This window comes from Achromobacter sp. CSND-B12, assembly GCF_052906545.1.
Window position 1 is genome coordinate 6,019,634 of the sequence record NZ_JBREGJ010000001.1, and the last position, 25,862, is coordinate 6,045,495.

General features: G+C 70.5%; 29 protein-coding genes. 10 read left to right on the top strand and 19 right to left on the bottom strand.

All coding sequences use genetic code 11. The annotated features are described in order from the left end of the window. Nucleotides 1-27 precede the first annotated feature (27 nt). From ACUTAG_RS28255 to ACUTAG_RS28275, 5 genes are all read right to left on the bottom strand, one after another. Nucleotides 28-804, bottom strand: a complete 777-nt coding sequence (locus tag ACUTAG_RS28255) for a lipoate--protein ligase family protein (protein WP_006385314.1) — start codon at nucleotides 802-804, stop codon at nucleotides 28-30. Continuing rightward, complete coding sequence (locus ACUTAG_RS28260; protein ID WP_006385315.1) at nucleotides 801-1,076, bottom strand: lipoate protein ligase C-terminal domain-containing protein; 276 nt, start codon at nucleotides 1,074-1,076, stop codon at nucleotides 801-803. Before ACUTAG_RS28260 ends, ACUTAG_RS28255 begins: the two co-directional genes overlap by 4 nt. A gap of 40 nt (nucleotides 1,077-1,116) precedes the next feature. Then, a complete protein-coding gene (locus ACUTAG_RS28265; RefSeq protein WP_006385316.1) occupies nucleotides 1,117-1,581 on the bottom strand; it encodes a GNAT family N-acetyltransferase in 465 nt (154 codons plus the stop codon). Between the two features lie 12 nt (nucleotides 1,582-1,593). Continuing rightward, nucleotides 1,594-2,292, bottom strand: coding sequence for a glutathione S-transferase N-terminal domain-containing protein (locus ACUTAG_RS28270; protein WP_026384946.1), 699 nt, complete (start codon nucleotides 2,290-2,292; stop codon nucleotides 1,594-1,596). 120 nt (nucleotides 2,293-2,412) lie between these two features. Continuing rightward, nucleotides 2,413-3,318 carry a DMT family transporter gene (locus ACUTAG_RS28275; RefSeq protein WP_020927404.1) on the bottom strand — a complete coding sequence of 302 codons (906 nt, stop codon included), beginning with the start codon at nucleotides 3,316-3,318 and terminating at the stop codon, nucleotides 2,413-2,415. A gap of 122 nt (nucleotides 3,319-3,440) precedes the next feature. Between ACUTAG_RS28275 and ACUTAG_RS28280 the strand changes: the two genes are divergently transcribed. After that, nucleotides 3,441-3,908: an Lrp/AsnC family transcriptional regulator gene (locus ACUTAG_RS28280; protein ID WP_020927405.1), complete on the top strand. Its 468-nt coding sequence runs from the start codon at nucleotides 3,441-3,443 to the stop codon at nucleotides 3,906-3,908. A 114-nt stretch (nucleotides 3,909-4,022) separates the two neighbouring features. Here the strand turns inward: ACUTAG_RS28280 and ACUTAG_RS28285 are convergent, their stop codons facing one another. After that, on the bottom strand, nucleotides 4,023-4,517 hold the full coding sequence (locus ACUTAG_RS28285) for a glutathione peroxidase (RefSeq protein WP_020927406.1): 495 nt from the start codon (nucleotides 4,515-4,517) through the stop codon (nucleotides 4,023-4,025). A gap of 15 nt (nucleotides 4,518-4,532) precedes the next feature. Beyond that, on the bottom strand, nucleotides 4,533-5,735 hold the full coding sequence (locus ACUTAG_RS28290; protein ID WP_054444973.1) for an MFS transporter: 1,203 nt from the start codon (nucleotides 5,733-5,735) through the stop codon (nucleotides 4,533-4,535). Nucleotides 5,736-5,962: 227 nt separating this feature from the next. Here ACUTAG_RS28290 and ACUTAG_RS28295 point away from each other — a divergent pair, with 227 nt between their 5' ends. Further along, nucleotides 5,963-6,295 (top strand): hypothetical protein, encoded by a 333-nt coding sequence (locus ACUTAG_RS28295; protein WP_020927408.1) that lies wholly within the window; start codon nucleotides 5,963-5,965, stop codon nucleotides 6,293-6,295. 28 nt (nucleotides 6,296-6,323) lie between these two features. Here the strand turns inward: ACUTAG_RS28295 and ACUTAG_RS28300 are convergent, their stop codons facing one another. After that, on the bottom strand, nucleotides 6,324-7,199 hold the full coding sequence (locus ACUTAG_RS28300; protein ID WP_054443473.1) for a LysR substrate-binding domain-containing protein: 876 nt from the start codon (nucleotides 7,197-7,199) through the stop codon (nucleotides 6,324-6,326). Nucleotides 7,200-7,275: 76 nt separating this feature from the next. Here ACUTAG_RS28300 and ACUTAG_RS28305 point away from each other — a divergent pair, with 76 nt between their 5' ends. From ACUTAG_RS28305 to ACUTAG_RS28315, 3 genes are read left to right on the top strand one after another with little or no spacing between them, the layout of a single operon-like run. Next, nucleotides 7,276-8,427: a four-carbon acid sugar kinase family protein gene (locus ACUTAG_RS28305; RefSeq protein WP_148319281.1), complete on the top strand. Its 1,152-nt coding sequence runs from the start codon at nucleotides 7,276-7,278 to the stop codon at nucleotides 8,425-8,427. After that, nucleotides 8,424-9,476 carry a 4-hydroxythreonine-4-phosphate dehydrogenase PdxA gene (gene pdxA, locus ACUTAG_RS28310; RefSeq protein ID WP_102964857.1) on the top strand — a complete coding sequence of 351 codons (1,053 nt, stop codon included), beginning with the start codon at nucleotides 8,424-8,426 and terminating at the stop codon, nucleotides 9,474-9,476. The genes ACUTAG_RS28305 and pdxA overlap by 4 nt, the downstream gene beginning before the upstream one ends. Nucleotides 9,477-9,488: 12 nt before the next feature. Then, complete coding sequence (locus tag ACUTAG_RS28315; protein ID WP_197742930.1) at nucleotides 9,489-10,196, top strand: 4-hydroxythreonine-4-phosphate dehydrogenase; 708 nt, start codon at nucleotides 9,489-9,491, stop codon at nucleotides 10,194-10,196. Nucleotides 10,197-10,212: 16 nt separating this feature from the next. Here ACUTAG_RS28315 and ACUTAG_RS28320 read toward each other — a convergent pair whose 3' ends face one another. After that, nucleotides 10,213-11,901, bottom strand: a complete 1,689-nt coding sequence (locus ACUTAG_RS28320) for a methyl-accepting chemotaxis protein (protein ID WP_054444970.1) — start codon at nucleotides 11,899-11,901, stop codon at nucleotides 10,213-10,215. Nucleotides 11,902-12,062: 161 nt separating this feature from the next. Next, nucleotides 12,063-13,481: a deoxyribodipyrimidine photo-lyase gene (gene phrB, locus ACUTAG_RS28325; RefSeq protein ID WP_054444969.1), complete on the bottom strand. Its 1,419-nt coding sequence runs from the start codon at nucleotides 13,479-13,481 to the stop codon at nucleotides 12,063-12,065. A 294-nt stretch (nucleotides 13,482-13,775) separates the two neighbouring features. Between phrB and ACUTAG_RS28330 the strand changes: the two genes are divergently transcribed. Further along, nucleotides 13,776-15,224: a CoA transferase gene (locus tag ACUTAG_RS28330; RefSeq protein ID WP_047992720.1), complete on the top strand. Its 1,449-nt coding sequence runs from the start codon at nucleotides 13,776-13,778 to the stop codon at nucleotides 15,222-15,224. A 116-nt stretch (nucleotides 15,225-15,340) separates the two neighbouring features. Here the strand turns inward: ACUTAG_RS28330 and ACUTAG_RS28335 are convergent, their stop codons facing one another. From ACUTAG_RS28335 to ACUTAG_RS28350, 4 genes are all read right to left on the bottom strand, one after another. Next, nucleotides 15,341-15,880: a peroxiredoxin gene (locus ACUTAG_RS28335; RefSeq protein ID WP_020927416.1), complete on the bottom strand. Its 540-nt coding sequence runs from the start codon at nucleotides 15,878-15,880 to the stop codon at nucleotides 15,341-15,343. A 121-nt stretch (nucleotides 15,881-16,001) separates the two neighbouring features. Beyond that, nucleotides 16,002-17,372 carry a YXWGXW repeat-containing protein gene (locus tag ACUTAG_RS28340; protein WP_148319283.1) on the bottom strand — a complete coding sequence of 457 codons (1,371 nt, stop codon included), beginning with the start codon at nucleotides 17,370-17,372 and terminating at the stop codon, nucleotides 16,002-16,004. A gap of 32 nt (nucleotides 17,373-17,404) precedes the next feature. Continuing rightward, a complete protein-coding gene (locus ACUTAG_RS28345) occupies nucleotides 17,405-17,563 on the bottom strand; it encodes a hypothetical protein (protein WP_006385045.1) in 159 nt (52 codons plus the stop codon). A 245-nt stretch (nucleotides 17,564-17,808) separates the two neighbouring features. After that, entirely contained in the window at nucleotides 17,809-18,216 is a 408-nt protein-coding gene (locus ACUTAG_RS28350) for a DoxX family protein (RefSeq protein ID WP_006385046.1), read from the bottom strand. 203 nt (nucleotides 18,217-18,419) lie between these two features. On the opposite strand from ACUTAG_RS28350, the gene arfB reads away from it, so the two are divergent. The 3 genes from arfB (at nucleotide 18,420) to ACUTAG_RS28365 (ending at nucleotide 20,416) form a co-directional block, all read left to right on the top strand. Next, the gene (gene arfB, locus ACUTAG_RS28355; protein WP_026385083.1) at nucleotides 18,420-18,836 is read left to right on the top strand and encodes an alternative ribosome rescue aminoacyl-tRNA hydrolase ArfB; all 417 of its coding nucleotides are present in this window, start codon (nucleotides 18,420-18,422) and stop codon (nucleotides 18,834-18,836) included. Between the two features lie 134 nt (nucleotides 18,837-18,970). Next, a complete protein-coding gene (locus ACUTAG_RS28360) occupies nucleotides 18,971-19,312 on the top strand; it encodes an ArsR/SmtB family transcription factor (RefSeq protein ID WP_006385048.1) in 342 nt (113 codons plus the stop codon). 45 nt (nucleotides 19,313-19,357) lie between these two features. After that, the gene (locus ACUTAG_RS28365; RefSeq protein ID WP_047992718.1) at nucleotides 19,358-20,416 is read left to right on the top strand and encodes an alkene reductase; all 1,059 of its coding nucleotides are present in this window, start codon (nucleotides 19,358-19,360) and stop codon (nucleotides 20,414-20,416) included. A 52-nt stretch (nucleotides 20,417-20,468) separates the two neighbouring features. On the opposite strand, the gene ACUTAG_RS28370 is transcribed toward ACUTAG_RS28365, so the two are convergent. Continuing rightward, nucleotides 20,469-21,320, bottom strand: a complete 852-nt coding sequence (locus ACUTAG_RS28370) for a CPBP family intramembrane glutamic endopeptidase (protein ID WP_058664255.1) — start codon at nucleotides 21,318-21,320, stop codon at nucleotides 20,469-20,471. A gap of 239 nt (nucleotides 21,321-21,559) precedes the next feature. On the opposite strand from ACUTAG_RS28370, the gene ACUTAG_RS28375 reads away from it, so the two are divergent. Next, a complete protein-coding gene (locus tag ACUTAG_RS28375) occupies nucleotides 21,560-21,934 on the top strand; it encodes an MAPEG family protein (protein ID WP_006385051.1) in 375 nt (124 codons plus the stop codon). 74 nt (nucleotides 21,935-22,008) lie between these two features. On the opposite strand, the gene ACUTAG_RS28380 is transcribed toward ACUTAG_RS28375, so the two are convergent. From ACUTAG_RS28380 to ACUTAG_RS28395, 4 genes are all read right to left on the bottom strand, one after another. Continuing rightward, the gene (locus tag ACUTAG_RS28380) at nucleotides 22,009-22,443 is read right to left on the bottom strand and encodes a carboxypeptidase-like regulatory domain-containing protein (protein ID WP_026385086.1); all 435 of its coding nucleotides are present in this window, start codon (nucleotides 22,441-22,443) and stop codon (nucleotides 22,009-22,011) included. A gap of 91 nt (nucleotides 22,444-22,534) precedes the next feature. Next, nucleotides 22,535-23,329, bottom strand: a complete 795-nt coding sequence (locus tag ACUTAG_RS28385) for an NRDE family protein (RefSeq protein WP_047992716.1) — start codon at nucleotides 23,327-23,329, stop codon at nucleotides 22,535-22,537. Nucleotides 23,330-23,332: 3 nt separating this feature from the next. Then, entirely contained in the window at nucleotides 23,333-25,315 is a 1,983-nt protein-coding gene (locus ACUTAG_RS28390) for an FUSC family protein (protein ID WP_235442375.1), read from the bottom strand. 17 nt (nucleotides 25,316-25,332) lie between these two features. Continuing rightward, entirely contained in the window at nucleotides 25,333-25,815 is a 483-nt protein-coding gene (locus ACUTAG_RS28395) for a YbaK/prolyl-tRNA synthetase associated domain-containing protein (RefSeq protein ID WP_446650418.1), read from the bottom strand. Nucleotides 25,816-25,862: the final 47 nt, after the last annotated feature.

Below are 25,862 nucleotides of genomic sequence, written 5' to 3' on the forward strand. Positions count from 1 at the left end.
GACCGTCCGACTCAAACCCGCGGCGCCTCAGGGGACGACCGCGGTCCATTCGGGCGTGGAGAACTTTTCGGCGGCCTGGGCCTCGGCCTGGGCCAGCGTGGCCGCGCCCAATTGGCCCGGCGTCAGCCGGTGCAGGCTGGCGAAGGTGTCCACCATGCGCTGGATGATGACCTCGCGCGCCAGCCCGGTCTGGGTGCGCAGCGGGTCGACCCGCTTCTTGGCGCTGGTGGTGCCCTTGTCCGACAGTTTCTCGCGCCCGATGCGCAAGACTTCCACCATTTTATCGGCGTCGATGTCGTAGGACATGGTGACGTGGTGCAGCACTGCCCCAGCGCGGCGCGCCTGGGCCGCGCCGCCGATCTTGCCGATGTCCGAGGCGATGTCGTTGAGCGGCTGGTACCAGGCCTTGATGCCCAGCCCCTGCAGGGCCTGCAGCACCCACGCGTCCAGGAAGGCATAGCTTTCCTGGAAGCTCATGCCGTGCACCAGCGCCTGCGGCGCGCTCAGCGAATAGGTGATGCTGTTGCCCGGTTCGATGAACATGGCGCCGCCGCCGCTGACGCGGCGCACCACCTCGATGCCGTGGCGCCGGGCGCCTTCGGGATCGACTTCGTTCTTGAGCGATTGGAAGCGGCCGATCACGACCGCGGGCGCCGACCATTCCCAGATGCGCAGGGTGGGCGGGCGCGTGCCGGCGCCGACCTCATCGGTGATGACGGCGTCCAGCGCCATGTGCAGCGCGGGGCGCTGCGGGGCTTCGTGGATCAGTTGCCAGTCGTAGTCGTTCCAGTCGGTGCGCGTCATGCCAGCGCCCTCCGCAGCACCACCGCCACGGCCTCGGCCGAGAAGCCGAACATTTCGGTGTCGGGCGGCAGCGCCGACTGCACCGCCAGCGCCAGTTCCAGTTCGCCGGCGTCGGCCGGCAGGCCGTTCAGGCCGCGGTTGATGGCTTCCAGCGCCTCGGGCGGTTCCAGGAAGAAATCACCGCTGATGCGGACGTCGGCCAGGCGGCCGTCGCGGACTTCCAGGTCCGCGACCACCAGCTTGCCGCCGGGGACTTTGTATTCGCCGTGCATGGGCGCTCCTTGTGTATCAGGCCTGGCGCCGGGGGCGGCGCTACAGGCTCAGTTTCATGCCGTCATGGCTGGCCACGAAACCCAGGCTTTCGTAGAAGCGGCGGGCGTCGGGCCGGGCGCGGTCGGTGGTCAGCTGCACCATGGCGCATCCCTGCGCCCGGCACTGCTCGATGGCCCACTCGAACATGGCGCGTCCCAGGCCCTGGCCGCGCGCCGACGAGGCGATGCGCACGCTTTCGATCTGTCCGCGCCACTGGCCCAGCCGCGACAGGCCGGGTATGAACGATAACTGCAAACAGCCGATCAGGCGCGCGTCGCGCTCGACCACCGCGAAGTACTGGTTCGGGTCCTGCTCGATGGCGGCAAAAGCCGCAGTGTAGCGGGGGTTGAGCGGAATCGAGGGATCTTCGCGCTTGGCGCCGAGTTCGTCGTCGGCCAGCATGGCCACGATCTCGGGCAGGTCGCCCACGCGCGCGCGGCGGAACCGCAGCGGGGAATCGGTCATGGCGGCCTCCGCTCAGCGCACGTTCTGGGCGGTCTGGCCGAACAGGATGCGGCGCGATTCCTCGTCGCTGACCGACGGCGCGGTGTTGACCTTGTCGGCCAGCGCGTAGGCGCGCTGCACGGCCGGGCGCGCGGCGATGGCGTCGAACCAGCGCTTCAGGTGCGGGAAGTCGTTCAGGTCCTGGCCCTGCTTGGCGTGCGGCACGATCCAGGGGTAGGACGCCATGTCGGCGATGGAGTAGTCGCCGGCGACGAATTCGCGGTCGGCCAGGCGCTTGTTCAGCACGCCGTAGAGGCGGTTGGTTTCCTTGACGTAGCGCTCGATGGCGTAGGGGATGCGCTCGGGCGCGTAACCCGAGAAGTGGTGGTTCTGGCCGGCCATGGGGCCCAGGCCGCCCATCTGCCAGAACAGCCATTGCGAGACCTCGGCACGGCCGCGCAGATCGGCGGGCAGGAAGCGGCCGGTTTTTTCGGCCAGGTACTGCAGGATGGCGCCAGACTCGAACAGCGACAGCGGCGCGCCGCCGTCGGCCGGCTGCTGGTCGACGATGGCGGGAATGCGGTTGTTGGGCGCGATGGCCAGGAATTCGGGCTTGAACTGGTCGCCCTTGCTGATGTTGACCGGGTGGATCTCGTACGGCAGTCCGGCTTCTTCCAGGAAAATCGTGATCTTGTGGCCGTTCGGGGTGGTCCAGTAATAGAGATCGATCATGGGGATTCCTCAGCGTCTTGGCGCCGCCGGCCACTGCCGGCGGATCGGAAGGCCCATGATAGCGGCGCCCCGGGCGCGCGGCCGAATACCCGGGGGCGCGGTGCGGGTTTGGCTCGCGCTTCAGGGTCGGGCCGTGCCTGGCCGCGCGCCGCCGCGCAGGCGCCACTGCCAGTTCAGGCTGACGCCGGCGGCCGCCAGGAAGATCATGGCCACGCCCAGCACCTGGGTGGCGTCCATGTGGTGGCCGTACACCACCAGGTCCAGCAGGATCGCCACGGCCGGGTAGATGAAGCTCAGGGCGGCGGTCGAGGTGGTCGGCAGCTTCTGGATCGCCGAGTACATCAGGATGTACATCAGGCAGGTGTGGACCAGGCCCAGCGCCGCCAGGTAGCCCCATTGCAGCGGCGCGGCGGGCAGCGCCTGGAAGTCGGCCATCGGCAGCAGCATCACCGCGCCCAGCGTCACCTGCACCAGCGCCAGCACCTGCGGCGGGATGCCCTTCAGGCGCTTGACGATGACGGCGGTGACGCCGTAGAGCGCCGCCGCGCCCAGCCCCAGCAGCAGGCCCGACAGATAGGCGTCGCCGCCGCTATGGTCGGTGAGCTTGAGCACCAGCAGCAGGCCGGCGAAGGCGATCACCGACCAGGCCAGCTTGCCGCGCGTGGGCCGTTCGCCCAGAAACAGCGCGCCCAGGCCGATCAGGAAGAAGGGCTGCACGTTGTAGACGGCGGTGGCCAGCGAGATCGAGGCCAGCCGGTAGGCCGAGAACAGCAGCACCCAGTTCAGCACCAGCGCGGCGCCCGCGGCCAGGGCCAGCGCCAGGGTGCGGGCCGTGAACAGGCCGGGCTTGAGCAGGCCGCGGGCCCAGCAATACAGGAACAGCGACAGGGCGCCGAAGACGCAGCGGAAGAACACCACGTTCCAGGCGCTCTGGCCGGATTCCAGGACGAACACGCCCAGGGTGCCGGACAGGGTCATGGCGGCGGCCATCTGGGCCAGGCCAACGCGATCGGATGAGGGGGACATGGAAGGCTCCAGCGGGCCGTTCGGCCCTTGATTCGATGGAGAAATTATCCCAGGCCGATCGGGCCGGTTATATGATGTCGCTGCGGCAGTTTTGCCTTTCAACCTTCGTTCGGGTGGAATTTATGCAGAATGACCTAAAGAATGAAAACCCGGTTCTCGATGGCATCGACCGCCGCCTGGTGGAGATGCTGACGGCCAATGCGCGCACCACCACCGCCGACCTGGCGCGCCAGGTCGGCATGTCCGCGCCGAGCGTGGCCGACCGCCTGCGGCGGCTGGAGGAATCGGGCGTGATCCGCGCCTACACGCTGGACGTGGATCCGGTGGCGCTGGGCTATACGCTCGAAGCGATCGTGCGCATCCGGCCGTTGCCCGGGCAGTTGCGGCGGGTCGAAGGGCTGATCCAGGAGATTCCGGAATTCGTGGCGTGCGACAAGGTCACGGGCGACGACTGTTTCTTCGCGCGCATGGTGCTGCGTTCGATCTCGCACCTGGACGGCATCCTGGAACGCGTGACCGAATTCGCCGAAACCAACACCGCCATCGTCAAGGCGCACACGGTGCGCGGCCGCCTGCCGCCGCTGCGTTGAGCGGCGCGGCGGGATGCGTGCCGGATTGGGGGAGCAGGGCGGCGGGCGTGACGATTCAGTGGCCGGCCCCGGACCCGGGATGGCCGGGCGGACGGCAGCCGGCCTCGGGGTGAATCAGGCGGCCGGGGCCGCCAGGGCGCGGACGATGTCGTCCTTCAGCCCGGCCGGCGTGTCGGTGGGGGCGTAGCGCTTGATCACCTGGCCGTCGCGGCCCACCAGGAACTTGGTGAAGTTCCACTTGATGCCCTCGGTGCCGAAGACGCCGGGCTTCTCGCCCTTGAGCCAGCGGTACAGCGGGTCGGCGTTGGCGCCGTTGACGTCGATCTTGGCGAACAGCGGGAAGGTGACGTCGTACTGCGTGGTGCAGAAATCAAGGATCTCGGCCTCGTTGCCCGGCTCCTGGCGGCCGAACTGGTCGCACGGGAAGCCCAGCACCGTCAGGCCGTCGTCGCGCAAGGCGCGGTACAGCTCTTCCAGGCCCGAATACTGCGGCGTGAAGCCGCATTTCGAGGCCACGTTCACCACCAGCAGGACCCGGCCGCGGTAGGCGGCCAGCGGCTGGTCGGCGCCGTGGATGTCGCGGGCCGAGAAATCGTAGATCGTGCTCATGCGGGCTCCCAGGGGTCAGGCGTCGGAACGGGACGAGGCCAGCGCGCCGGCCGGCGGCGTCTGCGTCATCCCGGCGTGGCGCCCATAGTAGCGCGTACCCCACAGGGTCAGCAGCAACACCGCCGCGGTGATGGCCGCCGACATCCACGGCAGATCGGTCAGCGGCAGGCCGTGGCCCAGTGCCAGGCTGCCCAGCCAGGCGCCGCCGGCGTTGCCCAGGTTGAAGGCGCCCTGGTTCAGCGTCGAGGCCAGGTTGGGGGCCTCGGCCGCCTGGTCCACGATCAACGTCTGCAGCAGCGGCACCACGGCAAAGCCGAACGTGCCCCAGATGAAGGTCATCACCAGCATCGGCGCCAGCGCGTGGATGGCCTGGCTGAGCGCCAGGAACACCAGCAGCAGGCCCAGGAAGATGCGGCGCAGCGACACTTCCAGGTTGCGGTCGCCCAGCTTGCCGCCGAGCGTGCTGCCCACCGTGAGCGCGACGCCGAACAGCAGCAGCACGCCGGTCACGCCGCGTTCGGACACGCCGGTGATGTCGCGCAGGATCGGCGCGATGTAGGTCAGCACGCAGAACAGCGCGGCCGAGGCCAGCACGCTGGCCAGCAGCGGCCACAGCACGCGCACGTCGCGCAGCACGCGGAATTCGCGCAGGATGTTGCCGGGCTGCATCGGGATGCGGCCGGGCAGCCAGGCCGCCAGCGCCGCCACCGCGGCCAGGCCGATGGCGCTGACCACCCAGAAGGTCGAGCGCCAGCCCGCCACCTGGCCCAGCGCGGTGCCCAGCGGCACGCCCAGCACGTTGGCCAGCGTCAGGCCGGTGAACATCAGCGCGATGGCGCTGGAGCGCTGGTGGCGCGGCACCAGGTCGGCCGCCACCACCGCGCCGATGCCGAAGAAGGCGCCATGGCAGAAGGCGGTGAAGACGCGCGCGGCCATCAGCGTGCCGTAGCCCGGCGCCAGCGCACAGAGCAGATTGCCCAGCACGAAGGTGCTGGCCAGGCCGATCAGCGTGGCCTTGCGCGGCAGCCGAGCGGTGATGATGGCCATGATGGGCGCGCCGATCACGACGCCCATGGCGTAGCCGGTGATCAGCAGGCCGGCGATGTCGATGCTGACGTCGAGGTCGGCGGCGACGTTGGGCAACAGCCCCATGATGACGAATTCGCTGGTGCCGATGCCGAAGGCGGCGGCGGCCAGCGCGATGAGATGCAGGGGCATGTAAAACCGGCGAGAGGGCCGCGCGCTCGGGCGCCCGCGGCAGGGAAAGGAGCACGGATTTTAGAGCAGCGTTTCACGCCGGCCGGCGCAAATCCCTGTCGGCGCTACGGGTATGGCCGTGTTGCGATGCTATCCCCGCGCGGCGCGGGGCTATTGCCGTCGCGGCGTGGGCCGCGGCCTATCATGTACCATCGCTGTCAGCGCAATCGGCGCAAAGGAGGCCGGCCATGCGGGAAATGATCGATCGTCTGGAAACCATGTTGGCCAAGGGCACCGACAACATGTTGTTGCGATTCTCGCTGGGCAAGGCCTACGCCGAACAGGAGTGCTTTGGCGATGCCGAAACGCACTTGCGCGCCTCGCTCGCCTTCGATCCCGCCTATTCGGTGGCCTGGAAGTGGCTGGGCAAGGCCTGCCTGGGGCGGGGTGACAAGGCCGGCGCGCGCGAGGCCTGGGAGGCCGGCCTGAAGGCCGCGCAGGCGCGCGGCGACAAGCAGGTGGAAAAGGAACTGCTGGTGTTCATGAAGCGCCTGGACAAGGACGCGGCCGTCGCCCCATGACACGCCGGTCGGCCCGGCCTGGCGCCGCTCAGGCGTCGGCCGCGGCGTCGACCAGCCATTGCTTCAAGGCCGCCAGCGCCGGCGCCGCGCCCGCTGGCGTGGCGCGCGATTCGATCAGCCCGTAGCTGGAGCCGTCGGGCGTGAAATCCAGCGGCGCCACCAGGCGGCCGCTGCGCAGGTCGTCCAGCGCCAGGATGCGCGGACTGAGCGCCACCCCGAGGCCGGCGGCGGCCGCTTCCACCATCAGGAAATGATGATCCAGGCTGCGGGTGGCGCGCGGGGCGGGCCGCCCCGGGGCTTGATTCAGCCAGTCGTCCCAGGCGCGCGGCCGGGTGCGCGAGGACAGCGCCACGTAGTCGCCGGCCTGGAACGCGGGCAACAGCGACGGGGCCATGACCGGGCCCATGTTTTCCGCCATCAGCGGCGTGACGATCCAGTCGGGATGCACCGGGAAGTCCAGGCGCCGCAGCGCCAGCGTGGCCTGGTCGCGGGCGAAGTCCAGCGGGCCGCCGCCGACCGACAGGTGCAGTTCGATCTGCGGATGCCGGTCCTGGAATGCCGACAGCCGCGGGATCAGCCAGCGCATGGCCACCGAGCGCTCGCAGGACAGCACCAGCGGCCGCCGCGTATCGCGCGCCTGCAGGGTGTCGATGGTGTCCTGGATCAGCGCCAGCGCGCGCTGCATGGTCGAGGCCAGCAACTGGCCGTCCGCGGTGACGCGCAAGCCGCGGCCGGCGGGCTCCACCAGGGCCAGCCCGAGGTCGTCGGCCAGCTTGGCCACGCGCCGGCTGACCGCGCCGTGGGTCAGCGCCAGTTCGTCGGCGGCCGCGCGCACCGAGCCCAGGCGGGCGACCGCCTCGAAGGCGCGAAGGTCGTTCAGGGAGGGGCGGCGGGTCGGCTTCATTGGTGATATTTAATCACGAATAATCGTCAGAAATGATCGATTTTCCTGGTGGGTGAGATGCATTTTAATCACCAATATGAACTCACCGGAAAACCCTCGCCAGGCGATCGGCATCCTGGCCGACGACCTCACCAGCGCCGCCGATGGCGCCGCGCCGTTCCTGCGCGGTTTCGGCGCGGTGCGGGTGCATCGCCGCGTGTCGGGCGACCAGACGCACGCCGTGTTGTCCATCGACACCGGCAGCCGCGCCCGTCCCGAAGCGCAAGCCGGCCGCCTCGTGGCGCAGGCCACCCGGGCGCTGGCGGCGCGCGGCATCCTGTACAAGACCATGGATTCGACGCTCAGGGGCCACGTCCGGACGGAACTGGCGGCGGCCATGCGCGCCAGCGGCCGGCGGCTGCTGGTGGTGGCGCCGGCCTTTGCCGAGGCGGGGCGGGTGACGCGCGAGGGGATCCAGTACGTGCATGGCGTGCCGGTGGATGCCAGCCCCTACGGCGCCGATCCGGTGCATCCGGCGCGCAGCGCGCGCCTGCTCGACCTGATCGACCCGGACATCGGGCCTGCCTGCGTCATCCCCGAGGACGCCAGCGCGATGCAACTGCGCGCGGCGATCGCCACCGCGCGCGTGCTGGTGCTGGACGCCGCTACGCAACAGGCGCTGGATGCGCGGGTGGCACAGCTTTGGGGGCAGGGGTGTTCATGCCTTTGGGCCGGATCGCCGGGCCTGGCGCGGGCATTGGCGGCGCAAAGCGCGGAGGCGCCCATCACCGCCGCCGCCACGGCCCGCTGCGCGACGCGCGTGCTGGTCGTGGTCGGCAGCGCCAACCCGGCCAGCCAGGCGCAGTGCGAGGCTCTGCGGGCGGCCGGCGCGCGCCTGGCGACCCGGGCCGACGAGATCGCGGACGAGGACACGCTGGCCTGCCTGCGCGCACCGCGTTCGCCGCAAGCCGAACCGGCGGCGGTCCTGGCGGCGCTGGTGGCGCAGGCCGGGCGCGCCATGGCGCGGCATCGCTTCGATGGCCTGATCGCAACCGGCGGCGACACGCTGGCCGCGCTGCTCGACGCGCTGGCCATCGACACCCTTACCTTGACCTGTGAACTGGCGCCCGGCTTTCCCGCCGGGACCGCCGTGTGCGCCGGCCAGCCGTTGTCGATCGCCATGAAGGCGGGCGGCTTTGGCGGGTCCGGCGCATTGCGCGATGCCGCCTGGAGACTGCTGTGCCGATGAACCCTGTGACCGCGCGCGCCGGCCTGCCCGCGCCCGCCTTGCCCTTGGCCATCACCATGGGCGATCCCGCCGGCATCGGGCCGGAAATCGTCGCCAGGACCCTGCTGCGGGCGCGCTACGCGCAATGCTGCGTCGTCGTCGGCGATGCCGGCGTGATGGCGCGCGCGCTGGCGCCGCTAGGCGCGGCCGCCCGCCTGCGGGTGGTGGAAGACGTGGCCGGGATCCGGGCCGGATGGGAGGCCGGCGAGATTCGCCTGTTGCCATCGTCGCGCATGCCGGCGCCGCCGCCATTCGGGCGGATCGACGCGGCTGCCGGCCGGGCGGCATACCAGGCCATCTGCCTGGCCATCGACCTGGCGCGCCAGGGCCGGGTTGCGGGCATGGTCACGGCGCCCGTGCACAAGGAAGCGCTGGCCGCGGCCGGCGTGCCGTACCCCGGCCACACCGAGATCCTGGCCGAACGCGGCGGCGCCGCGCGCGTGGCGATGATGCTGGCCAATGGGGCCATCGCCACGGTGCTGGTCACCATACATTGCTCGCTGCGCCAGGCCATCGAGCGCGCCGATTTCGACGCGCAACTGTCGGCGATCCGGCTGGCGCACCTGGGCGGCCGCGCGCTGGGCGCCGCCGCGCCGCGGGTGGCGGTGGCCGGGCTGAACCCGCATGCCGGCGAAGGCGGCCTGTTCGGCGACGAGGAACAACGCATCATCGCCCCGGCCATTGCCGCCGCGCGCCGGGAAGGCATCGATGCCAGCGGCCCGTGGCCGGGCGACACGGTCTTCATGCAGGCGCGCCAGGGCCGTTTCGACGTGGTGGTGGCGCAGTACCACGACCAGGGCCTGATCCCGGTCAAGTACCTGGGCCTGGAACAGGGCGTGAACATCACGCTGGGCCTGCCCTTTGTCCGCACCAGTCCCGACCACGGCACGGCGTTCGATATCGCCGGCCAGGGCATCGCCGATCCCGCCAGCCTGCAGACCGCCATCGACCATGCCTTGCGGCTGGCCGCCAACCCGCCGGACGCCGCCGCGTCCGGCCACCGCGCGTAAGCGCCCCGACCTATGATCGAACCCATTGCCCCTGGCGCGACCCGCATGCCCGCCGACTTCATCTTCATGCTGACCCGCAACGACCGCACCATCGACGCGGCCGATGCCTGCCTGGACATCGCGCTGGCCAGCGGCGTGCGCCACCTCGGCTTCAAGGACATCGGCCAGCCGCTGGCCGTGCTGGGACGCCTGCGGCGCGCCATCCACGCGGCGGGCGCGCGTTGCTATCTGGAGGTGGTCTCGCAGGACCGCGAGAGCGAACTGGCGTCGGTGCGCGCCGCGCTGGAACTCGACGTGGACTGCCTGTTGGGCGGCACGCATGTGGATGAGGCGCTGGCGCTGCTGGCCGGCTCGCGCATCCGCTATTACCCGTTTCCGGGACGCGTCCACGGCCATCCCAGCATCCTGGGCGGCACACGCGAACAGATCGCGCACAGCGCGCGGCAACTGGCCGCCAAGCCCGGCGTGCACGGCCTGGATCTGCTGGCCTACCGTGCCGATGTCGACGTGCCGGCGCTGATGCGGGAAGTGTGCGGCGTGGCGCGGCCGGTGATCGTGGCGGGCTCGCTCGATACGCCGGCCCGCATCCAGGCGGCCTGCCGCGCGGGAGCGGCAGGTTTCACGGTCGGCACGGCCGCGCTGGACGGCCGCTTTGCCGCCGCGCAGGCGGGCCTGGCGGGCCAGCTTGCGGCGATCCAGGCCGCCGCCGCGGCGGCCTGAGCCCGCGCGCCGCGCGTCACTGGGCGCGCCGTTCCAGCAACGGCTGCGCCGGCCGCGACGCGGGCAGCAACGCCGCCGCCGGCGCCGCGGCGCGCTTGGGCAGCACGGTCTGCGCGCCGGCAATGCGGAACACCTCGATGGCGTGGCGCAGTTGCGCGCCGCGCGTGCGCAGGTTGTCCACCGCCCGGCTGGCCTGTTCCACGCGCGCCGCGTTGCTCTGCGCGGCGCTGTCGGTTTCCGAGATGGTGCGGCTGACGTTGTCGATGCCGGTGTGCTGCTCGTTGGAGGTGGCCGCGATCTCGTTGACGATCTGGGTCACCTGCTGCACCGAACCGACGATGTCGAGCATGGCCTCGCCGGCGCGCTCGACGTGGCGCACGCCGTCCTCGACCTTGTGATTGGAGGCCTCGATCAGCTCCTTGATCTCGCGCGCGGCGGTGGCGCTTTTCTGCGCCAGGCTGCGCACCTCGGCGGCCACCACCGCGAAGCCCTTGCCGGCCTCGCCGGCGCGGGCCGCCTCGACCGCGGCATTGAGCGCCAGGATGTTGGTCTGGAAGGCGATGCCGTCGATGATGCCGACGATCTCGCTGATGCGCGCGGTGCTCTGCACGATGCCCTGCATCGCCCGCACCGCGTCGTCGACCACCTGGCCGCCGCGCCGGGCCACGTCCGAGGCCTGGTTGGCCATCTGGTCGGCCCCGTGCGCGTTGGTGGCGGTCTGCTTCACGGTCGAGGCCAGTTGCTCCATGCTGGCCGCGGCTTCCTCCAGCGAGGCCGCCTGGCGTTGCGTATGGGCCGACAGGTCCGCATTGCCGTCGGCGATCTCGGCGGCCGAGGTGAGCGCGCTTTCGATGCCGTTGTGCACGTCGCGCGTGATGCTCACCAGGCTCTTGCGCATCACTTCCAGCGAGAACTTCAGCGCGCCGATCTCGTCGCGGATGCTGGCCGGCGGCAAGGGCGTGCTGAGATTGCCGGCGGCGATCTGGCGCGTGAAATCGGTGGCGGTGACCAGCAGCCCGGAAATCGAGCGGGCAAAGCCCCAGCCCGAAGCGAAGATCAGGATCACGCCGGTCGCCAGCATGGCCGCCGCCAGGGCGATTTCCTCGGTGCTCATGCGATCGAGCATGCCATACAGCGCCACGCCGGCCGCGCCCAGGAACAGCGTGCTGGCCAGCACGGCCCAGGCCAGCATGCGCGAGCGCACGCCGGTCAGGCGCCACAGCTTCAGGCATGCCAGCACGCCGCGCAGGCCGGTCGGCTTGACCTGGCCGCGGCTGAGCCGGAAGCCGCGCGCGCTGCCGTCGCGCAGGCTGCGGTAGGCGGCGTCGGCGGCCTCGATCTGCGCGCGGGTCGGCTTGACCCGCACCGAGGCATAACAGACCGTCTCGCCGCGTTCGATGATGGGCGTGACGTTGGCCAGCACCCAGTAGTAGCCGCCGTCCTTGCGGCGGTTCTTGACCACGCCGGTCCAGGATTCGCCGCGCTGGATGGTGCGCCACAGGTCCTCGAAGGCCGCTTCGGGCATGTCGGGATGGCGCACGATGTTGTGGGCCGCGCCCACCAGTTCTTCGCGCGCGAAGCCGCTGACCTCCACGAACGCCGGGTTGGCGTAGATGATGCGGCCGCGGGCGTCGGTGCGCGATATCAGGTACTGCTCGTCGTGTAGCGTGTATTCCTTGTCGTAGACCGGCTGGTTATTGCGCATGCGTCATTCGTCCTGTGATGGGCGGGGCGTGTTGCTGCCGGATCATCGGGGACGGACGATATCGCTGGGTTGATCTACGTCAAAACATTCTGAAACTATACGAAACGTAAATGAGCGCAAGCCGGGGCGGCCATGATGTGATGGACGATTTTGGCCGCCGCTCAGGCCTTGGGCAGGTTGCCGAAGGCCTCCAGCGCGCGCAGCCGGCTTTGGGGCAGGTCGACGATCGGCGCGGGATAGCCGGCCGCCGCGCGCTCCATCGGGCTGGGATCGTGGATGGCGTTGTCGTCCAGGTGCGCCAGCTCGGGCAGCCATTCGCGCAGGAACACGCCGCGCGGATCGAACTTGCGCGATTGCGATAGCGGGTTGAAGACGCGGAAGTAGGGCACTGAATCGGCGCCGGTCGAGGCGCTCCATTGCCAGCCGCCGTTGTTGGCCGCCAGGTCGCCGTCGACCAGGTGCGCCATGAACCAGGCTTCGCCCAGTCGCCAGTCGATCAACAGGTTCTTGGTGAGGAACATGGCCGTCACCATGCGCAGCCGATTGTGCATCCAGCCCAGCGCCAGCAGCTGCCGCATGGCGGCATCGACGATCGGCAGGCCGGTGCGGCCCTGCTGCCAGGCGCGCAGGTCGTCGGGCGCGTCGCGCCACGGCACGGCCGCGGTTTCCGGCTTCATGGGCTGGTGCATCGACAGCGCTGGACACGCCGCCAGCAGGTGCTGGTAGAACTCGCGCCACAGCAGTTCGTTGATCCAGGTGGCCGCGCCCGCCTTGCCGCTTTCGAGTTCGCCCTGGTTGGCGGCCAGCGCGGCGCGCAGCGCCTGGCCCGGTGACAGCACGCCGGCCGCCAGATAGGGCGACAGGCAACTGGTGGCCGGCAGGCTGGGGAAGTCGCGTTCGTCGCGATAGGCGTCGATGACGCCGTCGGCAAAGGCGTCCAGGCGCGCGCCCGCCGCGCTCTCGCCGGCAGGCCACAGCGCGCGGATGGCGTCGCTGGCGGGCGCATAGCCTTCGAAGGCCTCGGGCAGCGGGTCGGCGGCCCAGGCCGGGGCCGCCTGCGGCCGGGGCGCCGGCAGCGCGCGCGGCGGCGCGCTGCGCAGGCGTTCGCGGCAGGCGCGCGCATAGGGGGTGTAGACGCGGTAGCAATCGCCCTTGCCGGTGACCACGGTGCCGGGACGCAGCAGCGACGCGCCATGGTGCAGGGTCCAGTCGATGCCGGCCTCGGCCAGGCGGCAGGCCACCGCGTCGTCGCGGCGCCGTTCGTTCACGGCCCATTCGGTGTTGGCGTGGACCGCCGTGATCCCGTGTTCGCGGCAGAACCGCGGTAGCGCATCGGGCACCTGCTCCCAGGTGTCCACGGTCAGCAGCTTCAGGGGAATGCCGAGCCGGGCCAGGTCGCGCGACAGCGTGCGCAGGTTGCGCAGCCAGAAGTCGACCTTGGCCGGGGCGTCGCCATGCAGGCGCCACTGGCCCGGCGCGGCAATGAACAGGGCGGTGGCGGTGCCTTCAGCGGCCGCGGCCGCCAGGGCGGGGTTGTCGTGCAGGCGCAGGTCGGTGCGCAGCCAGATCAGGGTATGCATGCGGGCGGTGGGTCCGGAAAGCGCGGGCGGGAGGCGCGCGGCGAGGCTGGCATTCTATCTCGCGGACCCAGGCCGTCCCGCGCCGCGCCGCACACCTTGTAAAAACTACGAGTAGATGTGACGAACCGCGGCGCCGTGGACCGGCCGATGGAGACGGCGTCCCACAGCCAAAGCTCGCCGGATCGGGCGCGGCGGGCGGTCAAACCATGAAACACGCTGGCGCTTTCCCTGTATTGACGCCGTCGTCACGGGCACCATGTAATTCATCTGACGATCAAACAAAAAAATGACGATATGGGACATTTGATGGATCTCCGCCCGTCCTTCCTCAAAGGACGCACACCCGCCGCCAGGACGTCGCGCGATGTCCTGCAACAGTTGTGGCGCTCGCTCGAGCTGCCCGACGAAGCGCTCGAGCACGTGGTGTTGACCGGCGCGGATCCGGTGTTGCCGTCTTCGTTCGCGGTGGGCACCGCGGCCCAGGCCAGCATGGCCGCGGCGGCGCTGGCGGCGGCGGAAATCTGGCATCTGCGCGGCGGCGAACGCCAGCAGGTCGGTGTCGACATGCTGCATGCGGCGCAGGAATGCCGCAGCCATTTCACCATCAACGGCGTCGCGCCCGACCCGCGCGATCCTATCACCGGGGCCTATCGCTGCGGCGATGGCGGCTGGGTGCGCATCCACGCCAATTTCCCGCATCACCGCGATGGCGCCCTGGCGCTGCTGGGCTGTCCGACCGGCGACGGCGCGACCCGCGAGGCGGTCGAGCAGGCGTTGGCACGCTGGCGCGCGCTGGATTTCGAACAGGTGGCCGCGGATGCCGGCATGGTGGTCGCCGCCATGCGCAGCTTCGAGGAATGGGACCGCCATCCGCAAGGCCAGGCCATCGCGGCGCAGCCGTTGCTGACGATCGAACGCATCGGCGAGGCCGACCCGCGGCCGCTGCCGAAGTACGGACACGATGCGCGTCCGCTCAAGGACATCCGCGTGCTGGACCTGACCCGCATCATCGCCGGGCCGGTGTGCGGCCGGGCGCTGGCGGCCTATGGCGCCGACGTGATGCTGGTGAACTCGCCGCATCTGCCCAACATCGCCAACCTCATCGACACCAGCCGCGGCAAGCTGTCGGTGCAGGCCGACCTGGATACCGCCGATGGCCGCATCGCGCTGGCCAACCTGCTGCGCAGCGCGCACGTGTTCGTGCAGGGCTATCGCCCCGGAGGCATGGCGGCGCTCGGCTTCGGCCCCCAGGACGCGGCGCGCTTGCGTCCCGGCATCGTGTACGTATCGTTGTCCGCCTATGGCGCCGTCGGCCCCTGGGCCAACCGCCGCGGCTTCGATTCATTGGTGCAGACCGCCGCCGGCTTCAACCAGGCCGAAGCGGCCGCCGCCGGACAGGAGGCGCCCAAGCCTTTGCCGATGCAGATCCTGGACCATGCCTCGGGCTACCTGATGGCTTTCGGCGCGCAGGTGGCGCTGGCGCGCCAGGCCACCGAGGGCGGCAGCTGGCATGTGCGGGTGTCGCTGGCCCAGACCGCGCACTGGCTGCGCACGCTCGGCCGCGTCGACGGCGGCCTGTCCTGTCCGATGCCGGGCTTCGCCGGCCTGCTCGAAACCGAGCCGTCGGGCTTCGGCGAGCTGGTGGCGTTGCGCCATGCGGCGCAGTTCTCGCAGACGCCGGCGCGCTGGACCCGGCCTTCGAGTCCACCGGGCACGCATCCGACCGTGTGGCCGTTCAACTGAGTCGGAGCAGCGTTTAGCGCGCGGCCGGCGGCCGTTCCCTGCCGGGCGTCGCTGCGGGTCAGCGGATACTTGCCGGGCGGCCGAACGTGATCCCCGGTGCGGCCGCGTTCAGCCAATCACTTGCGGCCGGCCTTCCATTCGCGCAGCGCGCGCATGGTGTTGCTGACGTGGGCTTCGGGATTCATGTTGGTGTATTCGTACAGGATCCTGCCATCCGGCGTGATCACGTAGGACACGCGCTGCGCGCGGTCGGGGCGGGCGTCGAGCACGGCATCGTAGGACTTCATGATCTTGCCGTCGCCATCGGCGGCCACCGCGAACTTGCTGCGGCATTCGCTGACCGAGAACTTGTTCAGGGTGTCGATATCGTCGGCCGAGACGCCAATGACGGTGGCGCCCAGCGACTTGTATTCGTCGGTGGCCTCGGCGAAATCGTGTGCCTCGATGGTGCAGCCGGCCGTGAACGCGGCGGGGTAGAAATACAGCACCACGGGGCCTTGCTTGAGCGCCTCGGCCAGCTTGAAGGTGAACACGTTGCCGCCGAGCGAAGCCTGGGCGCTGAAGTCGGGCGCGGGCGCGCCGACGTCGAGGGCGGCGTGGGCGGCGGGGCCGGCCAGCAGGCCGCAGGCGAGGAACAGGGGGGCAAGGCGCTTCATGGGATCTCCGGGTATCGGGTGGCCGCGGGCCGCGTGGACATCGACGGGGCCGGGCCTTACCACTGTAGCCGCGCCGTGCGCCGGAATCCAGTCCGGCGGGCGGCGCGGCGCATCGTCGCGGTCAATCTCGGCCCCTTTCACGTGATGGGCCGCCGCGATCACCCCCGCCGTGATCACCCCCGCCGCGATCACCCCCGCCGTGATCACCCCCGCCGTGATCACCCCCGCCGTGATCACCACCGCCGCGATCACCACCGCCGCGTTGCGCTTCCTGGCCGCCGGCCGCGCGGCCGCCGCCATGTTGCGGGTTGCCCTGGGGCCGGGCCTCCGGGCGATTGGCGGGCGCCGCGTGATGTTCGCGTGGCGCGCCCCGCGCCAGGTTGTCGGGCGCCGGACCGGGGCGCGAAGCTTGCGGCGGGCGCGCCTCGGGCTGGGCCTGCTGCGGACGGGCCTGTGGCTGGTTGGGCGACTGCGACGGCCGCGACTGTGGCTGGCCGGGCGACTGCGATTGCGGCGGGCGCGCCTGCGATTGACCGGGCGCCTGGGCGGCCGGCGGGCCGCCGCGATTGAACTCGGGGCGCGCACCGCCGGGCGTGGCGCCGGCCGGCCCCTTGTCCGGACCGTTGCCCGGTCGATTGGCCGGACCGCTCCCGGGCCCATTCCCAGGCGCCTTTCCCGGGCCATTCCCCGGGCCGGCGCCGGCGCGCGCAGCCGCGGGAGAACCGCCACGGCCGGACGCATGGTCGATGAAGGCTTGCGGCGGACGGCCCTGGTTGTGGTCGAAGAACTGCGCGCGGTTGCCGCCCGCCTCGCGCGCAAAGCCGCGTTGCACATCGGTGGGCGGATGGTGGGGTTCGTTGCGCGCGGCGACCTCGCGCGGGTCGGCGCGCCGCTGGATGCCGGCGGGGCCGCCGTTGTAGCTGATACGGCGGTTGTCGACGTTGTTGACCACCACGGTGTGGTTGTACACGTTGGTCACGCGCGTGACGTTCACGTTGGTCACGGCGCGGTTGTAGAAGAAGCGGTCACGATTCCAGTAGCCACCGACGTAGCCGATGCCGATGTAGCCGAAGCCGTAGTTGATGCCGCCGTAAAAGCCGATATGCGGTCCCCAGTAGCCGGCATGCCAGAGATAGACGCCGTCGACGAAACCCCAATAGCCCGGGGTCCACAGCGCGCCGGTGTAGGGCGCCAGCACCCACGCGCCCGGCACCCAGAAATAGCCGTAGCGGTTCAGGCTCCAGTATCCCGGCACCCACATATAGCCATCGCCGGGGGCGGGCGGCTGGGTATAGACGGGCAGGGGCGGCGGCGGTTGCGGACTGCGGTCGAGCGGCGCGAGGTTGGCGTTGGCGGGATCGCCGTTGTCATAGGCGGGCGCGGCCGGGGCCGGCGGTGGCGCGTAGGTCTGCGCCGCCGCGCCGGCACAGGCTGTCATCAGCAGAACGGCGGCCAGCGGACGCGGGCGGAGAATCCTGGAGGTGGCATTCATGGCATGTCCTTTACGCGGCGGCGGGGCCGGCATCAGTAGCCGTGGTAATAGCCGCCGTGATAGTAATAATGCGGCGCCGGGTAATAGTAGTAGGCCGGAGCCGGCCGGTAATAGGCCGGACGGGCCGGCACCACCACGCAACCGGTAAGGGCGCTGGCCATGGCCAGCATCAGCAAAATGGTTTTCTTCATGGTCGGATCTCCTGCCGAGCAACGGGGCGTGTGTCACGCCCTTTGTGGGCTCGTAGGGATTAGGCCACGGTCTGCGGGTGCGAGTTCGGGACTGTAATGGTTCCGAAACAGCTTTCAGGTGACGGATGTTTGCGCGGGCGTGACCATTGATGTCGTTGGTAGCAATTGTTCCGGCGCGACCGTACGGACCATGAAAAAAGGCTGCCTTGCGGCAGCCTTCCGGATTGGCGCGGGGGGTGGAACGGTCAGTTCCAGCGGCCGCCGTTGCCGGCCAGGCTGAAGCGCCCGGCGCCCATGAAGGCAATGGCCAGTGCCGAGAACAGGAACATGCCTTGCAGTTCCAGCGCCCAGCCGCCGTTATTGGTCAGGCTGCCGATCTGGCCGGTGTGCGCCAGCAGGATGGCGACCAGCATGTTGATGGCGATGATCAGGCCGCCCAGGCGGGTGTAGACGCCGATGATCAGCAGCACGGGCGCGATGATTTCGCCGATGTAGACGCCGTAGGCCAGGAAGCCGGGCAGGCCGTGCGAGGACAGCATGCCGGCGATGCCGCCGACGCCGCCGCCGGTGATCTTGAACAGGCCGTGGAGCAGAATCAGAATGCCGAGGGTCAGGCGCAAAACCAGCTTGCCGGTGTCGTCGGATTTGATCATTGTGGATTTCTCTTTTGGTGGTTGAGAGGATGCGATGCGCCGGTTTGAGCGCACGCCGAGCCTATGGTTCCCGTTCCCGCGCCAAGTGGCGCAAGGTGGGCCATTATTGCAAATCCGGAAGATGACCATCAAGCTTTTGCCCCGGACGGGCAGGCCGGCCGGCGCATGTTGCCGCGCCGTCGGGGCCTATATACTCTCGCGCTATGTTTCATGTCCAAGATTCTCTCTATATCGACGAGCGCGAGATCGAGTTCTCCATGATCCGGGCGCAGGGCGCGGGCGGGCAGAACGTCAACAAGGTGTCGAGCGCCGTGCATCTGCGGTTCGACGTGCGGGCGTCGTCGCTGCCCGCCGAGATCCAGGAGGCGCTCTGCGCGATGAACGACCATCGCATCTCCAAGGAGGGGGTGATCGTCATCAAGTCGCAGTCGTTCCGCAGCCAGGACAAGAACCGGGCCGAGGCGATCGAGCGGCTGGTGAACATGGTGCGGGCCGCGGCGAAAGTGGAGAAACCGCGGCGGGCGACCAAGCCCACGCGGGCCTCGCAGCGGCGGCGGGTGCAGCGCAAGGTGCAGCATGGCGAGGTCAAGCGCCTGCGGGGACGGGTGCAGGGGGAGTGAGAACCGGTTGGCGAAGGCGCCGGGCGGCCGGGCGATGATGACGGGTGGCCGGGGGAAAGCCCCTTGGCCGGCAGGGGCATAACGATATATCGAAATGTCTCGATATAAGATTCGATAAATTGCGATATTTCAATATGACGACCACTGCTTCCACCGCCATCGAGGCCGCCACGGACATTGATGTCGACGCCATTCTCAAGGCGTTGGCCAATCCCGTGCGCCGCGAGATCCTGGGGTGGTTGAAGACGCCGCAGGCGCACTTCGAGGAACGTCCGGGCCATACCTTCGAACACGGGGTGTGCGCGGGCCATATCGATGGGCGCTGCGGGCTGTCGCAGTCCACCGTGTCTTCGCACCTTGCGGTGCTGCAGCGCGCGGGACTGATCTCGGCCACCAAGGTGGGGCAGTGGGTGTTCTTCCGTCGCAATGAACCCGTGATTGCCGCGTTCCTGCGGCAATTGAACCAAGACATGTAGCCTGCCGCCGCTACCCAAGCCCGCCCGCCGGGCACGAGGATTGTTATGAGCCTGCTGTTCGAACCCTTGCAAGTGGGGGAACTGACCCTGCCCAACCGCATCATCATGGCCCCGTTGACGCGCCAGCGCGCCAGCGAAGGCCGGGTGCCGAACGACCTGATGGTCGAATACTACGTCCAGCGCGCCGAGGCCGGGCTGATCCTGACCGAGGCCACCTCGGTGACGCCGCAGGGCGTGGGGTATGCCGACACGCCGGGGCTGTGGTCGCAGGAGCAGGTCAAGGGCTGGCGCAAGGTGACGGCGGCGGTGCATGAGGCCGGTGGCCGCATCTTCGCGCAGTTGTGGCACGTGGGCCGCATTTCCGATCCGGTCTTCCTGAACGGCGAACTGCCGGTGGCGCCGAGCGCGATCGCGGCGGGCGGCCATGTCAGCCTGGTGCGTCCCAAGCGCGGTTACGTGGTGCCGCGCGCGCTCGAGACCGATGAGATCCCGGGCATCGTCGAGGCCTATCGGCGCGGCGCGCAACTGGCGCAGGAAGCCGGTTTCGACGGTGTCGAGGTGCATGGCGCCAATGGCTATCTGCTGGACCAGTTCCTGCAGGACAGCACCAATCAGCGCACCGACGGCTACGGCGGCTCGCTCGAGGCCCGCGCCCGCCTGATGCTGGAAGTGGTGGATGCCTGCGTCAGCGTCTGGGGCGGCGGCCGGGTCGGCCTGCACCTGTCGCCGCGTGGCGATGCGCATACGATGGGCGATTCGGATCCGGCGACGACTTTCAACTATGTGGCGCGGGCGGCGCGCCGTCGTGGCCTGGCGTTCCTGTGCGCGCGGGAGCGCGAGGGCGCCGACAGCCTGGGCCCGCAGCTCAAGGAGTCGTTCGGCGGCGTGTACATCGCCAACGAAGGCTTCACGCGCGAATCGGCCGAGGCGGCGATCGCCGCGGGCCGCGCCGATGCGGTGGCGTTCGGCGTGCAGTACATCGCCAACCCCGACCTGGTGCGCCGCTTCGCGCTGAACGCGCCGTTGAACGCCCCGGACTCGTCGACCTTCTACGCCTCGGGCGCGGCCGGCTACACCGACTACCCCGCCCTGGCGGTGGCCTGAGCCCCGCCGCCGTTGCCGGCCGCAAAGGACTGGCAACGGCGGCGTCCGCGTCTCAATACAGGGCGGCGCGCATCGGGTAGGTGAACAAGCCGTAGTGCGCCGCGTTCAGGCCCAGGTGGGCCAGCACGGCGGCCGCCAGGCCGCCGTAGCGGTAGGCCAGGCCGTAGCCCACGCCGGCAATGCCGGCCAGCAGCATCCATTGCCAGCCGCCGGCATAGTGCGCCAGTCCGAACAGCAGCGCCGCGATCGACAGCGCCGCCGTGGCGCCCCAGGGACGGTCGCGCCAGCAGCGCGCCAGCCGTTCCTGCACATAGCCGCGGAACAGCGCTTCCTCGGCCAGCGTCACCAGCAAGGCGTTGTTGGCGAGCCAGAGCCAGCCCGAGTCGGGCCATTTGGGCGCCCATGCCACCACGTCCAGCGCCAGGGCCAGCCCCAGGCAGGCCACCACCGCGGCCGCGCAGGCGGCCAGCGCCGCCAGCAGCGTGGCGCGCGCGCCGGCGCCGGCCATGGCGGGCGCGGCGGCCAGCACCACCCAGAACGCCACCAGCGGCTTGTCCAGGTTCAGGTACATGCCGAAGGGCACGGCGTCGGGCGTCAGCGCGGTGCGCGGGATCACCAGGGGATTGTGGAAACCGGGCAGCCAATGCAGGAACAGCAGCACCGCCAGGATCACGAACAGCGTATGACCGGCGGCGCTGGCCGCCCCTGGCGTGGCCGGTCGCACCAGCAGCGCGGCCAGCAGCAGCAATGCCGGCCAGGCCAGCGCCACGGGGTCGATGCCGCCCTGCGTCCAGGCCCAGGCATAGGCGAGCGCCAGCGGCAGCGGCGCCCAGCGGCGGGTGGCCGCCGGCCACAACATGGCGGCGGCCAGAAACATCAGGGTTCCGGGAGAGGCGAAGGGCATGTATCTTCCTGCGAGGCGACGGGCGGCGCACGGCCGGCACAGTGGCCGCGGTCGCGCGGCGCCGCCCAAAACCCGCAAGTGTAAGCGCCGCCTTGCGCATTCGCCTTTGCCGGCGGCCGCTTTCCGTTTGCGGTGCGCCATCGGGCACTTTTCATTTCCGCGCTTTCGGGCGACCATGCCGCAGCGGCGGCACCTCCCGTCCGGTGGCGGGAAGGGGCGCGTGCGCGCAAGGAGCAACAATGAAAATGATCGCTTGGTTGATGCTGGCGGCGGCGATCCTGCCGTTCGTCTGCACGATCGTGGCCAAGGCCGGTGGCAAGCAGTTCGACAACAATGATCCGCGTACCTGGCTGGCCCGCCAGGAAGGCTGGCGCGCCCGCGCCAATGCGGCGCAGGCCAATACCTTCGAGGCCCTGCCGTTCTTTTTCGGGGCGGTGCTGTTCGCCCTCTACACGCAGGCGCCGGCTGCGCACGTGGCCACGCTGATGGCATGCTGGCTGGGCGTGCGCCTGGGCTATCTGGCGATGTACCTGGCGGGCTGGGGCGCGCTGCGTTCGCTGGTCTGGACGATCAGCATGGGCTTCATCATCGCCATCCTGTTCTCGGGCGTGTAGGACGCCGCGGCGGCCAACGCCCGGTCCGAGGCGCCCCGCGCGCCTCGCCAGGATGCCTGGCCGTCATTGCCGCTTCACTTCCACTCGAACACGGCGCGCGCGGTGCCGCTGTTCTCCACCTTCACGTCGCGTTCCTGCGCCTTGCCTTCGTAGGTGGCGGAGACCTTGTAATGGCCGGCGGGCAGCTTGACCAGCATGTAGGGGCCGCCGGATTCGGCGTGCAGCACCTGCTTGCCCTGGCCGTCCTTGATGGTGACGGCGACGTTGGCGACGTAGTCGGCCTTGCCGTCGCGCTGGGCGGCGAAGGTCAGCGCCAGGGGGTAGTCCTTGGCCGCGGCCTTCATGGCCTCGGATTCGTCCAGGCCGATGCCGCCGCTGACGTACTGCACGCTGCCCTGTTGCTGCACGGGCGGCAATGCCGCCTGCGCGGTGGACAGGACGCCGGCAAAGGCCAGGGTGCCCAGGGCCATCGCGGCGGCCATGGTGCAACGTTCGATGCGCTTGTTCATGCAATTCTCCTTGAAGGGATGATCACGCAGGAAGTTCGACCGCGCTGGCGTCGGCGAGTTCGCCGCGGCGGGGCGTTTGCGCGGGCATGCGCTATCCCGGCGTGGCGCTCGCGGGATGATCACGCCACGCGAATGCCAGGACGCTTTCGCCATTGGCGCCGCCGTCGGGGGCGAAGCGTTTTTCGGTCAGCAGGCCGGTGCCGTCATCGCGCAAGGCCAGCACCGTGGAACTGCGAGTGCCATAGTTGGGACTGACGATGAACGGGCTGCTCAATAGCTTTTCGCGATCCGGCGCCAGACCGGTGGCGGGCAGGTCGGCATCGTCGGCCGGACTGCGATCGGCCAGCGCCTCGAACAGCGCCGGCAGGTCGGGTTGCGGGTCATGGGCCAGCACCCGTTCGAAGGCGGCCTTGGTGCGCGCCAGCTTGGGCCAGGGCGTGTCCAGCAGGTGGTTCGACAGGGCGTAGACGCCGGCCGCAAGGGGCCGGGGGGCGCCATCGCGGTTGCTGGCGTACCAGGCGCCCCGGGCGTCGCCGACGATCAGGTTGAAGCCGTTGTAGGCCGGGCCCGCGGCATGGGCGGCGGCAATGTAGTCGGCCGGCGCGGCATGGCCGCGCAGGAAATTCTCGACCAGGGCGCCACGCGAGGGGGCGTCGGCGACCACCCGGCCGGGTTCGCGGAAATTGGTGACGAGCGCATAGCGCCCGCCGGTGGTCGCGCCCATCCAGGTGCCACCGGCCAGCGCGTCGCGTCCGCCGTACACGTGGGCGGCGTCGGCCCACTGCGCGGCGGGCAGCGTCGGCCGGGCATGGAATTCGTCGCGGTTGGCGGCGATCAGGACGGGAATGCCCGGTACGGTATGCAGGGCGAGAACGGCAAGGCACATGGTTCAGTCCGGTTGGGTTCTTGGGGAGGGCGGGCGCGGGCGGCCGGGTTCGGTGGCAAAGCCCGGACCGGCCAGCGTCGCGCGCAGGGCTTCGATCGCGCCGGCGGCTTCGCGCAGGGCGGGCTCGTCCGTTGCCACCGGGGCGGGGCCGACCGCCACGCCGTGCGTCACGGCCTGCGCCATGGCGTGCAGGGTGTCGGCCAACCGCGCCACCGCCGCCGGCGCGGGCGGCGGCTGGTCGGCCGGCAGCGCCCAGGCGCTGTCGGACACCGCGTTGGCCACGCGCTCCAGCGCCACTTCGACGGGCCACCAGGCCAGTGCGCGACGGCTCACCAAACGCGGTTCCGACAGGCCGCGCTGCAACGCGATGCGCAGGTCGGACAGGCGCGCGTAGGCCTGGGTGCGCAGCTCGTGGCGGGCCGTCGAATCGGCCTGGAACACGGCATTCAGATAGGCGGCCAGGGTGTCGATCGCGGTGGCCACGGCCTGGTCCAGATTGTGGCGTTCGATCCGCATCCAGGGCAGGTAGCCCACCGCCAGCACGATGGCGGCTGCCACCGCCACGTCTTCCAGCCGCGCCAGCGCGATCGGCCAACTGCCCGGTTGCAGTGCGCCGATCAGCAGCATCAGGATGGGCAGCAGGATCGCCGAGAACAGGCCGTAGTTGCGGCGGATCGACCACGGCAGCAAGGCCGCCAGGCCGGTCACGGCGAGCAGGCTGACGACGCCGCTGCGGTCCAGCGCCAGCACGGTGGCGCTGATCGCCACGCCCACCACGCTGCCGGCGCAGCTTTGCAGCGCCCGGGCGAAGACCGACCCGAAATTGGGCTTGAACACCACCACCACGATCAGCGGCACCCAGTAGGAACGCGGCAGGGCCAGGGTGCGCGCCACGGCTTCGGCGACGACCAGGCACAGACCCAGCCGCACCAGGTAGCGCAGCGTGGTCGGGCCGGGGCGGTAAGTGCGCGCCAGCACCCGCCACGGCGTGCGCGGGCGCGCCGGTGGCAAGGCCGGGAAGGCGTCCGGCCGCGCCGGGCCGCTGCCTTCCAGCAACGGCCGCGCCTGTTCCAGTGCGTCGGCCAGTGCCGTCGCGCCGGCCTGGCGCACGGCCGCGATGTCGTCGCCTGGCGCCGGCGGCGTGGCGTTCTCGACGTGGTCGGCCAGCCGGTTCATGGCTCGCGAGCACTCGGGTGGCAATACCCGGCCGGCCCGCGCCAGCGCTAGCGCGGCGTCCGACAGTGGCGTGCATGCCTGCAACTGCGCGGCCAGCCGGGCCAGCCGCGGCGAGGGGCCGGCGGCGCGGCGCCGGGCCGCCAGCACCGTGTCGTAGGCGCCGGCCATGGCGGCTTCCATGTCGCGCCGCGCCGTCATGATGCGCGAGGTGCCGATGGCGGCGAACATGGCCGCCAGCTTGCGATAGGCCAGGGCCACCGCCGCCCGTTCGGGTGCGATCGGGTTGACCACCCAGCCCAGCAGGGTCAGCGCCAGGCCGAACAGGCCGCCCGCGCCCACCAGCGCCGGCGGTAGCCAGGGCGGCAGGGGCGACGTCAGGCTGGCGCCGACGATGACGTAGGTGGCGAATTGCAGCGTGGCGACGGCGGCGATGTTGTTGAAGGTGCCGACCAGGCTGGCCGCCAGGACCAGCAGCGTCATGGCGGCGGCGCTGAGCAGGCCGTGGCCGGACAGCAGCGAGCCCAGCAAGTAGCCCAGTGCGCCGCCGAACACGGTGCTGCCGATCGACAGCGCGCGGTTGCGGTAGGGGCCGCCGTTGTCGCCGGTGATGGCGGGCAGGGCGCCGAGGGCCACCAACGCGGCCGCCGCGCTCTGGTCCAGCGCCAGGCCGGCCGCGGTCGGCAATCCGATGGCCAGCGCTGCGCGCAGCGCCACCCAGCGGCTGACCGGCGACGGCTCCATGTGCGCCAGGCTCATCAGCCAGCGCATGTTGGAGGTGCGGGCGTGGGGCGCGGCAGGCGTGTCCGGCAAGGGGGCCTCGGCGACGGCTAGCCTTTGATCAGCGGCGCCTCTTGTGGCGCGGCCAGGCGGAAATAATCGGCGGTCGCCATCAGGATGGATGCGTCCAGCCGTCCGGCGTTGAACACGATTTCATCGTGCCGCTGGCGCAGGGTGGGGTCCACCAGCACGTGCAGGTCGGGATTGAAGCTGAAGGGCGGGATCGCGCCGATCTCGCAGCCGGTGAGTTCGCGCGCCAGGTCCTGCGAGGCCAGCGAGGCCTTCTTGCCGCCGGCGGCGCGGGCGATGGCTTCCAGGTCGGCCTGCCGGTCGGCGGGGAACACCGCCAGCACGTTGCGGCGCTGGTTGGACGAAATCTTGACGCGGCAGACCAGCGCCTTGGCGCCCTGGCTGACGGCGGTGCCGCGCACGGCGGCGACTTCCACCGAGCGGCCGGCGGCGGGATGGGAAATGAGGCGGTAGCGGGCCTGATGCTCGGTCAGCAGGGCCTGCAGGCGTTCGTAGACTTCCATGGCGGGGCGCAGCGGGTTGGCGGGCCGGCGCCGGGGATCCGGCCGGC

Bases quoted from the DNA above. Each gene is read 5' to 3' on its own strand.
- ACUTAG_RS28255 (WP_006385314.1), bottom strand. From the start codon at position 804: ATGACGCGCACCGACTGGAACGACTACGACTGGCAACTGATCCACGAA.
- ACUTAG_RS28260 (WP_006385315.1), bottom strand. From the start codon at position 1,076: ATGCACGGCGAATACAAAGTCCCCGGCGGCAAGCTGGTGGTCGCGGAC.
- ACUTAG_RS28265 (WP_006385316.1), bottom strand. From the start codon at position 1,581: ATGACCGATTCCCCGCTGCGGTTCCGCCGCGCGCGCGTGGGCGACCTG.
- ACUTAG_RS28270 (WP_026384946.1), bottom strand. From the start codon at position 2,292: ATGATCGATCTCTATTACTGGACCACCCCGAACGGCCACAAGATCACG.
- ACUTAG_RS28275 (WP_020927404.1), bottom strand. From the start codon at position 3,318: ATGTCCCCCTCATCCGATCGCGTTGGCCTGGCCCAGATGGCCGCCGCC.
- ACUTAG_RS28280 (WP_020927405.1), top strand. From the start codon at position 3,441: ATGCAGAATGACCTAAAGAATGAAAACCCGGTTCTCGATGGCATCGAC.
- ACUTAG_RS28285 (WP_020927406.1), bottom strand. From the start codon at position 4,517: ATGAGCACGATCTACGATTTCTCGGCCCGCGACATCCACGGCGCCGAC.
- ACUTAG_RS28290 (WP_054444973.1), bottom strand. From the start codon at position 5,735: ATGCCCCTGCATCTCATCGCGCTGGCCGCCGCCGCCTTCGGCATCGGC.
- ACUTAG_RS28295 (WP_020927408.1), top strand. From the start codon at position 5,963: ATGCGGGAAATGATCGATCGTCTGGAAACCATGTTGGCCAAGGGCACC.
- ACUTAG_RS28300 (WP_054443473.1), bottom strand. From the start codon at position 7,199: ATGAAGCCGACCCGCCGCCCCTCCCTGAACGACCTTCGCGCCTTCGAG.
- ACUTAG_RS28305 (WP_148319281.1), top strand. From the start codon at position 7,276: ATGAACTCACCGGAAAACCCTCGCCAGGCGATCGGCATCCTGGCCGAC.
- pdxA (WP_102964857.1), top strand. From the start codon at position 8,424: ATGAACCCTGTGACCGCGCGCGCCGGCCTGCCCGCGCCCGCCTTGCCC.
- ACUTAG_RS28315 (WP_197742930.1), top strand. From the start codon at position 9,489: ATGATCGAACCCATTGCCCCTGGCGCGACCCGCATGCCCGCCGACTTC.
- ACUTAG_RS28320 (WP_054444970.1), bottom strand. From the start codon at position 11,901: ATGCGCAATAACCAGCCGGTCTACGACAAGGAATACACGCTACACGAC.
- phrB (WP_054444969.1), bottom strand. From the start codon at position 13,481: ATGCATACCCTGATCTGGCTGCGCACCGACCTGCGCCTGCACGACAAC.
- ACUTAG_RS28330 (WP_047992720.1), top strand. From the start codon at position 13,776: ATGGGACATTTGATGGATCTCCGCCCGTCCTTCCTCAAAGGACGCACA.
- ACUTAG_RS28335 (WP_020927416.1), bottom strand. From the start codon at position 15,880: ATGAAGCGCCTTGCCCCCCTGTTCCTCGCCTGCGGCCTGCTGGCCGGC.
- ACUTAG_RS28340 (WP_148319283.1), bottom strand. From the start codon at position 17,372: ATGAATGCCACCTCCAGGATTCTCCGCCCGCGTCCGCTGGCCGCCGTT.
- ACUTAG_RS28345 (WP_006385045.1), bottom strand. From the start codon at position 17,563: ATGAAGAAAACCATTTTGCTGATGCTGGCCATGGCCAGCGCCCTTACC.
- ACUTAG_RS28350 (WP_006385046.1), bottom strand. From the start codon at position 18,216: ATGATCAAATCCGACGACACCGGCAAGCTGGTTTTGCGCCTGACCCTC.
- arfB (WP_026385083.1), top strand. From the start codon at position 18,420: ATGTTTCATGTCCAAGATTCTCTCTATATCGACGAGCGCGAGATCGAG.
- ACUTAG_RS28360 (WP_006385048.1), top strand. From the start codon at position 18,971: ATGACGACCACTGCTTCCACCGCCATCGAGGCCGCCACGGACATTGAT.
- ACUTAG_RS28365 (WP_047992718.1), top strand. From the start codon at position 19,358: ATGAGCCTGCTGTTCGAACCCTTGCAAGTGGGGGAACTGACCCTGCCC.
- ACUTAG_RS28370 (WP_058664255.1), bottom strand. From the start codon at position 21,320: ATGCCCTTCGCCTCTCCCGGAACCCTGATGTTTCTGGCCGCCGCCATG.
- ACUTAG_RS28375 (WP_006385051.1), top strand. From the start codon at position 21,560: ATGAAAATGATCGCTTGGTTGATGCTGGCGGCGGCGATCCTGCCGTTC.
- ACUTAG_RS28380 (WP_026385086.1), bottom strand. From the start codon at position 22,443: ATGAACAAGCGCATCGAACGTTGCACCATGGCCGCCGCGATGGCCCTG.
- ACUTAG_RS28385 (WP_047992716.1), bottom strand. From the start codon at position 23,329: ATGTGCCTTGCCGTTCTCGCCCTGCATACCGTACCGGGCATTCCCGTC.
- ACUTAG_RS28395 (WP_446650418.1), bottom strand. From the start codon at position 25,815: ATGGAAGTCTACGAACGCCTGCAGGCCCTGCTGACCGAGCATCAGGCC.